Raw genomic sequence first — 8,265 nt, 5'->3', positions numbered from 1 at the left:
TATATCAAGAATCACAAAAATAACGCCAAGAGCCTGATGTATTAAGGCTTTTGGCGTCTTTAGTTGGTATTAAACTGTCAAAGACAGGATTATATACCGGTAAAGAAAACCTTGCATACTGGTGATTATGGAAATATTACTGTTCTTTTGGACGCAGGTAATGTGGAAATTCGAAATATTAAGTCCAGCAATAAGAAGGTGATTCAGGCCAGACTTGGAAATACATCGGTAAATAAAACCACATTTATTAAGGATATTAATAAAGATGATAAAGGCTTTTACTATGTAGCAGATAATGGTTCCGATGAGCAGATTTATGTTCCCAGCGCAGATACAAAGGTTAATGCATCTTATGCAAGAATTTCGATAAGAGTTTTTGGCAAAAAGGCCGGAAAGTCTGTTGTAAGTTTTGATATTTACGACATAAATGGTGCTAAGACCGGTTCTGCAAAGGTTACTGTAGTATCAACCAAGGATAAGGATATAGAGAGTATCACCTTTGCCGGAAAGAGCCTTGAGCAGGGTGATACTATAGGCAAAACAGACAATAAGTATATTTATAAGGGTAAGGATATAAATACATTTTATGAATATACAACAAAGAAGGCCGGCAAGCTTAAGGTTAAGGCCGGAAAGAATACTAAGCTTGTAAGAATTCAGGTAGGTGTTCTTGAGAAGTATACATGGAATAACACTATGGATCCTGATTATGGAGAGTATAATTATTCTACAGCCGATCGTACTAATACCAATACTACAGCTTATGAAACCACAGAGAATCACCCTGTAGATCTTAATGGCGATGGTGATTATGATGACGTAATTGATGGCATGTCAGAACGTGGGGTTAAGTTTAGGTATAAGACAGTAAAAAATAATAAGAAGATTACATTAGGTAAGCTGCCTGAGTATAGAAATGAAAATTCTAGCAGATCGGCAACATATACTGCAAATGCTGATATGAATGCTTCTGAAAGCACAACAATTAATACACTGAGTGGTGAGAATGTTGCTCCTACAATGATAAAGGTTACAGTTTATAACAAAGTAGATAAAGAATACACTGATTATTATTATGTGATCAATAAGAGAATTAAGAAGTATTAAGAAGCATTAAACAGCGTTTTTGGCGTATATATCGGAGGTTAATATATGAATAATAAAATTATAGCACTGGGCATGGCAGGCGCGATGGCCATAGCAGCAGTTTTCACTACTGCGATTCCTGTATCCGCACAGGTTACAACGAACATTTACCATAGATATGTTGGCATTAGTTTTAGCCACTTGATTGGTGAGAGTGATCCTTATATGGCTTTTGATGATGATACTGATACGTGGGCGATTTCAAATACTATTGCGGTTGGTGAGTCCAGAACAGCAGCTGTAAGCGGCGTGGTTATTACAGAGACTATTGATACTATTAATGAAAAAACATATATTGATGAGAACGGTGGTGTTCGAACAACTCATGTTACAGCAAAAACTCATACACCTGTTTCATTAGCTGATATCAAGAATTGGAAATCCACTGATCCGACAGTAGTTACGGTAGCAAATGGTGTTATTACTGGTGTATCACCAAATCCTGATCCTACTACTCCGGTATGGATTCAAGCTACCTTTGAATACACGGATGAAACCGGAACAGTTGTTAATGTGCCTGTAGATGCTCCTGTGTATGTAGAAAAGGCACCGGCTGATGATTATATTATTCAGGAAGATATTGATCTTGCTGTTGGCGGTACTTATACAATTGCGCCTCCTGCTACTACGAGAAAAGGTGTAGCGCTAGACCAGTCATATGTACAATTTGATAATGCTGATTTTGATGATGATTTTGGAACTGATGCAAAGTGGGATGATGCAGGAAATGTTTATTCAGGGTCACGAGCATCCTTTGATAAAACAACAAAAACATTTACTGCTAAAGCACCCGGACAAGTATATGTTTGGGCTGGGTTTAAGAAAGCTACAGATGGTACCATGATGTGGAATGTATATCACTTCTGCATTAGTGATGCTATAGGAACGGTAGTAACCGACGATTACGGCGAAGCACAATACAAGATTCTGAACGCACACGAAGTTGCTTATGCAGGAATGGTTAAGGTTACAAATAAGCCTGTTATCCCTAGCACAGTAAAGATCAATCGTGTAGAATACGACGTTGTTGAGATCGCTGACGGAGCTTTCAAGGGCACATCAATCGTATCTGTAACAGTGCCTGTTCAGACCAAGAAGATTGGCGCTTCTGCATTTGAGAACTGCAAGAAGCTCACAAGCCTTGATATCTCCAGCACAGATGTTGAGCAGATTGGCGCCGCTGCATTCGCAGGCTGCGTAAAGTGCAAGGAGCTCACAGTAAACGGTGATAAGGTTAAGACCTATGGCGCAGGCGCATTCAAGAAGTTTAAGAAAAAGAATGTCATAAACGTTGAAGCATCTTCCAAGAAGGTATTTAAGAGTGCTTCCAAGAAGATTAAGAAGGCCGGCGGAAAGAAAGCTAAGATCGTTGAGCAGGACTAATATTTGATTTAAGTATTGTGACATTCAAGAGGGTTTAATTTAAAATGGCTCCGGAGGGATTTCCCCTCCGGGGTCTTTTTTGTTTTATTAGGAAACGCTTGACTGATAAACTCAGACTGTGCTTTAATGGTTTAAAGTGTTGAAGAACCGACAAAGGAGATAAACAGTCATGAGTAATGAAGCAAAAATCCCTTATAAAATCTATCTTAGTGAGGATGAAATACCGAAGCAGTGGTACAACGTCAGAGCTGATATGAAAAATAAGCCGGCTCCGCTCCTTAATCCCGGAACCCTTAAGCCCATGAGTTTTGATGAGCTTCGCCCGGTATTCTGCGATGAGCTTATAAAGCAGGAGCTTGACGATACTACAGCTTATATTGATATCCCGCAGGAGATTCAGGACTTTTATAAGATGTACAGACCTTCACCCCTGGTTAGGGCTTACTGTCTTGAGAAGGCTCTCAATACACCTGCTAAGATCTACTACAAATTCGAGGGTAACAATACCAGCGGAAGCCACAAGCTCAATTCCGCGATTGTTCAGGCATATTATGCAAAACAGCAGGGCCTTAAGGGCGTGACCACCGAGACCGGCGCAGGTCAGTGGGGAACAGCTCTTTCCATGGCATCTGCATATCTTGGCATCGACTGCAAGGTCTACATGGTAAAAGTATCCTATGAGCAGAAACCCTTCAGACGCGAAGTTATGCGCACCTACGGCGCAAGCGTAACACCTTCACCTTCAATGGATACCGAGATCGGAAGAAAAATAAATGCGGAGCATCCCGGAACCACAGGAAGCCTTGGATGCGCAATTTCAGAGGCTGTAGAGGTAGCGACCAAAACCGAAGGCTACAGATATGTTCTTGGAAGCGTCCTGAACCAGGTGCTCTTACATCAGTCTGTCATAGGTCTTGAGGCAAAAGCTGCCCTTGATAAATATGGCATAAAGCCCGACGTTGTCATCGGCTGTGCAGGAGGCGGATCAAACCTCGGCGGTCTCATCTCACCCTTCATGGGAGAGAAGCTCAGAGGTGAGCAGGACTACAGAATAGTTGCTGTTGAGCCCGCAAGCTGCCCGAGTTTCACAAGAGGAAAATTTGCTTATGATTTCTGCGATACAGGAATGGTATGTCCTCTTGCCAAGATGTACACACTCGGAAGCAACTTTATTCCTTCCGCAAACCACGCCGGTGGACTTCGTTATCACGGCATGAGCCCTGTTTTGTCACAGCTCTATCATGACGGTTACATGGAGGCAATATCCGTAGAGCAGACCTCCGTATTCGAGGCAGCAGAGCAGTTTGCAAGAGTTGAAGGTATCCTTCCCGCACCTGAGAGCAGCCATGCTATCAGGGCCGCTATCGATGAGGCTCTTAAGTGCAAGGAAACAGGCGAGGAGAAGACAATTCTTTTCGGCCTTACCGGAACCGGCTATTTCGATATGGTGGCATACCAGAAGTTCAACGACGGCGAGATGTCCGACTACATCCCGACCGACGCAGAGCTGGAGGCTAGTTTCGCCAAGTTGCCTAAGGTAGATTAAAAGTTTTTGAAAAAAATAAAAAATAGTAGTTGCTTTTCTCCCCGTGACGTGATAAGATACCATTTGTCGCCGGGGTGTAGCGCAGTTGGTTAGCGCGCTATCTTAGGGAGGTAGAGGCCGCGAGTTCGAGTCCCGCCACTCCGACTACTTAAGACTTTGGAAGAGATTTCAAAGTCTTTTTTTCTATATAAATAGTATTAGTTTCCGCAAAAACAATTAAAACCATGTATTTCGCTGAATAAGTGTTGTATATCGTTTCTTGATAAGGTATTATCTGAACTATGATAAAAGCATTTGGAGGGATGAATATGACAAAACAGCAAGAATCTAAAAATATGGGGATTGTTTTTCTTGTAGTACTTCTTCTTAATATCATAGTTAGCGTTGGCGGAACGTTCATCGCTATGAAGGGTGTTAAATCGGGAATTTGGGGCTCCGTACTCTGCGAAGCAGCACTTCTTATTCCGGTCCTTGTTTATGTATTTAAAAGTGGTCAGTCTTTTACGGAAGCCATGGGCCTTCATAAGATCAAGATATCGACCGTACTTCTGACAATAGTTTTAAATATCGTTATCACACCGATATGGGTATTCGCTAATTTCTTTTCACAGCTCTTTGTACCCAACACGGTTGCTCAGAGTGCGAATAGTATGTTATCCGGCTCGGCAGGTTTTGCAATTCTGGTTGTTTCGCTGCTTCCGCCTTTTATTGAAGAGTTTGCTTTCAGAGGACTGCTTTTCGGAACTTACAAAAGAGTGTCTACTCTTGTGAAGGCTGCGCTTATTTCCGCGCTTTTCTTCGGACTCATTCATTTGAATTTTAACCAGTTCTGCTATGCGTTTGTGCTTGGAGTTATCTTTGCTTTCGTAAATGTTGCAAGCGGAAGCCTTATTACATCCATGATCATGCATTTCCTTATCAACTCCTTTAACATGCTCCTGGTTTATGCCGCAATGCTTGCTGCTAATACGATGGGGCAGGATCTTTCAGCAGTTGCTGAATCGCAGAGACAGAGCATGCTGGTTCCCACCATCGTATTCTTTTTCCTTGCGATAGCTTTTGCATTTGTTGCAAAGATTGTTATGAGGGGAATTGCCAGGAATGAAGGAAATTTAGAGGAGTTTGATTCGATTTTCAAAAAGAACGGTTCCGAGCAGGCTGATAGCGCGCCTGTATTTACGCTTCCGGCTATTATTGCAACAGTAATCGGCGTTGCAGGAGTTATCGGGTTCTCCTATATGATGATGATGAACTGATAGCAATAGGAAATACCGCTTATATCAAAACTGTGCTATTATTGTGGTTATGGAAACTACAGGAAAAAAACACTTAAACATTGGAATATATGCCCACGTTGACGCCGGTAAGACTACCCTGTCGGAGGCACTTTTGTACCTCACAGGGGCGGTCAGGAAATCCGGCCGCGTGGATCATGGTGATACCTTTTTTGACTCATACTCTCTGGAGAGATCAAGGGGCATCACCATTTTTTCTAAGCAGGCGGAGCTTGATCTGTCTGAAAATACGCATGTGACGCTTCTCGATACTCCCGGGCATGCCGATTTTGCCCCCGAGACCGAGCGCACCATGAAGGTGCTCGATGCCGCGATTCTTATCATAAGCGGCGCCGATGGCGTAACTTCCCAGGTTCATACACTGTGGAAGCTTCTTTCTCATTACAAAGTTCCAATCTATATTTTTGTAAATAAAATGGACCAGCCTCAGTCTGACAAGGACCGCATCCTCGAAGACATTAAAAAGAGGCTTTCGGACAACGTGGTGGATTTTTCAGGGATATATAATGACAGCCTTCCTAACGGAGAGAGGGCCAATAATGGTTGCCTTCCCCCCTGGGGGGAAGGTGGCGCGAAGCGCCGGATGAGGGGCGACGATTTCCAGGAATCCCTTGCTGTCTGCGACGAAGCCCTCTTAAATGCCTATCTGGAAGAAGGCCGAGAAGTCACAGACGACGACATCCGTGCCCTTATCTTTTCACGGAAGCTTTTCCCATGCCTCTTTGGAAGTGCGCTGAAAATGGAGGGCGTTAAGGAACTGATAGCTCTTCTTGACGACTTTGCGAAAGCTCCCGATTATTCGAAGGATTTTGCGGCCAGAGTTTACAAGATTTCAAGAGATACAAACGGCACAAGGCTCACCTGGCTTAAGGTCATGGGCGGAGCCCTACATGTGCGTGATGTCCTTACCATGCCCGCAGCGGGAGGGGCGAAGGCAGGAGAAACCATCTCAGCCAAAATCGATCAGATTCGCATCTATTCGGGCGAAAAGTATGAACTCCTTCAGGAGGCAGAGGCAGGCCGAATTGTGGCCGTAACAGGCCTTGATACGTCCTATGCCGGGCAGGGACTTGGCGCCCTCACAGGAGAAGTGACCGAGGTGCTCTCGCCGATTCTGTCGTCCAGAATCATCCTTCCGGAAGGCGCAGATGCTTTTGCTGCCTACAAACAGCTTCTCGAGTTGTCCGAAGAGGAGCCGCTCTTATCAGTAAAAAAGGATGAAGAAACGGGCGACCTCTCCGTCAGGGTTATGGGCGAAGTTCAGATGGAAATCCTAAAGCACAGATGCATGGAGCGCTTTGGACTTGATATAGATTTTGGCGATGAGAGCATCGTCTATAAGGAGACAATCAAGGCACCTGTCGAGGGTGTTGGACACTTTGAGCCGCTGCGGCACTACGCAGAGGTTCATCTGCTTCTTACACCCGGAGAGCCCGGAAGCGGACTTTCCTTTGACGCTGATTGTCCGGTGGATGATCTTGCGATTAACTGGCAGAACCTCATTTTGTCCCACTTAGAAGAATTCAGGATTCGCGGAGTCCTCACAGGTTCTGAGATCACAGATATGAAAATCACTGTGATCGGCGGAAGATCCCACCTAAAGCACACCGAGGGCGGAGACTTTAGAGAAGCGACCATGCGCGCCGTTAGGCAGGGACTTATGATGGCAGAGAGCATTTTGCTTGAGCCGGTCTATGATTTTACAGCTGAGCTTCCTTCTGAAAACATCGGAAGGCTGCTAAGTGATATCCAGAAAATGAACGGGACGACAAATCCTCCTGAGATGCTTCCAGACGGAACATCAAGTGTTACGGGCTCCGTGCCCGCTTCCGAGCTTTCGGATTATGCAAGAGAATTGATTTCATATACACATGGCGCGGGGAGAATCAGCCTCTCACTTCGCGGCTTCGAGCCATGTCATAACGCTGAAGAAGTTATCGCCGAAAAGGACTACGATCCCGAGCGCGATATTGCACAGCCCACAGGCAGTGTTTTTTGCTCACATGGTGCGGGGACCGTTATTCCTTGGAACGAAGTAAGAAGTCATATGCACGTTGATACCGGCTGGACGACAGATGCCGGGAAGAATTCAGTAGAGACAGATCTTACGAGCCTTGGCGATAAGCTGCAGAGCTTTAAATCAGAGGAGATCAGAAGAGAAAAAGAGCTGACCTACGAGGAACGCACCAGGCAGTACAATGCCACAATTCAGGAGCTTGATAATATTTTTGAGCGCACCTATGGCCCCGTTAAGCCGCGCTACGATGCCAAGGCCGACGAAGAGAGAAGGCGAAAGGCTGCAAACAAAGCACCGGAGAAGAAATACCGCGCGCAGAAGGAATTTTCACCGGATGATGCCTACCTTCTCGTCGATGGCTACAATATCATCTATGCAAACGATGAGCTTAGAAGCCTGGCGGAATCAGATATGAAGTCCGCGCGTGATAAGCTGATGGATATTCTCTCGAATTTCCAGGGCTACAGGAGAGAGACGGTGATTCTGGTATTTGATGCCTACAGAGTTCCCAGCGGAACGGAGCACGTGCTTAAATATCACAATCTCGATGTGGTATTCACCAAGGAAGCCGAGACCGCCGATCAGTATATCGAGCGCACAGCTCATGAGTACAGCAAGAAAAATCGTGTGACCGTCGCCACCTCCGATGCCATCGAGCAGGTCATAATCTACGGCGCCGGTGCTATGCGAATGAGTGCTTCCGACTTCTGGTACGAAGTGAAGCGAACCGAGGATGAGATCAGGGCAAAAATATAATGCCTTCTCCCAGAGGGAGAAGGTGGCTGCGCAGCAGCCGGATGAGGGGATTATGATGTATCAGCGAGAAAACTTCTTCCGACATAGTCGGTGGGGGATGAATCGCTGGCCCTCAGCGTTTC

5 protein-coding genes and 1 tRNA gene are annotated in these 8,265 nt (G+C 45.1%); all 6 read left to right on the top strand.

Features of this window, described 5'->3' with window-relative positions; genetic code table 11:
- Positions 1-162 precede the first annotated feature (162 nt).
- The 6 genes from BMW61_RS21160 to BMW61_RS21135 all read left to right on the top strand — a co-directional run bounded on the left by BMW61_RS21160 (position 163) and on the right by BMW61_RS21135 (position 8,143).
- Positions 163-1,107: a hypothetical protein gene (locus BMW61_RS21160; RefSeq protein WP_175475340.1), complete on the top strand. Its 945-nt coding sequence runs from the start codon at positions 163-165 to the stop codon at positions 1,105-1,107.
- Positions 1,108-1,152: 45 nt separating this feature from the next.
- On the top strand, positions 1,153-2,529 hold the full coding sequence (locus BMW61_RS21155) for a leucine-rich repeat domain-containing protein (RefSeq protein ID WP_091825992.1): 1,377 nt from the start codon (positions 1,153-1,155) through the stop codon (positions 2,527-2,529).
- Positions 2,530-2,698: 169 nt separating this feature from the next.
- Positions 2,699-4,075, top strand: coding sequence for a TrpB-like pyridoxal phosphate-dependent enzyme (locus tag BMW61_RS21150; protein WP_091825989.1), 1,377 nt, complete (start codon positions 2,699-2,701; stop codon positions 4,073-4,075).
- Between the two features lie 70 nt (positions 4,076-4,145).
- A tRNA-Pro gene (locus BMW61_RS21145) sits at positions 4,146-4,219 on the top strand.
- Between the two features lie 164 nt (positions 4,220-4,383).
- Entirely contained in the window at positions 4,384-5,331 is a 948-nt protein-coding gene (locus tag BMW61_RS21140; RefSeq protein ID WP_175475339.1) for a CPBP family intramembrane glutamic endopeptidase, read from the top strand.
- Positions 5,332-5,380: 49 nt separating this feature from the next.
- Positions 5,381-8,143 carry a translation factor GTPase family protein gene (locus BMW61_RS21135; RefSeq protein WP_091825997.1) on the top strand — a complete coding sequence of 921 codons (2,763 nt, stop codon included), beginning with the start codon at positions 5,381-5,383 and terminating at the stop codon, positions 8,141-8,143.
- Positions 8,144-8,265 lie beyond the last annotated feature (122 nt).

It is taken from the genome of Butyrivibrio sp. ob235 (assembly GCF_900109475.1).
Classification (GTDB): Bacteria; Bacillota; Clostridia; order Lachnospirales; family Lachnospiraceae; genus Butyrivibrio.
Note: the sequence above shows the minus strand (reverse complement) of the source record. Positions and strands in the feature narration are given on the sequence as shown.

What these genes read in the sequence shown, in the direction of transcription:
- BMW61_RS21155 (WP_091825992.1), top strand. Translation starts at nt 1,153, where the DNA reads ATGAATAATAAAATTATAGCACTGGGCATGGCAGGCGCGATGGCCATA.
- BMW61_RS21150 (WP_091825989.1), top strand. Translation starts at nt 2,699, where the DNA reads ATGAGTAATGAAGCAAAAATCCCTTATAAAATCTATCTTAGTGAGGAT.
- BMW61_RS21140 (WP_175475339.1), top strand. Translation starts at nt 4,384, where the DNA reads ATGACAAAACAGCAAGAATCTAAAAATATGGGGATTGTTTTTCTTGTA.
- BMW61_RS21135 (WP_091825997.1), top strand. Translation starts at nt 5,381, where the DNA reads ATGGAAACTACAGGAAAAAAACACTTAAACATTGGAATATATGCCCAC.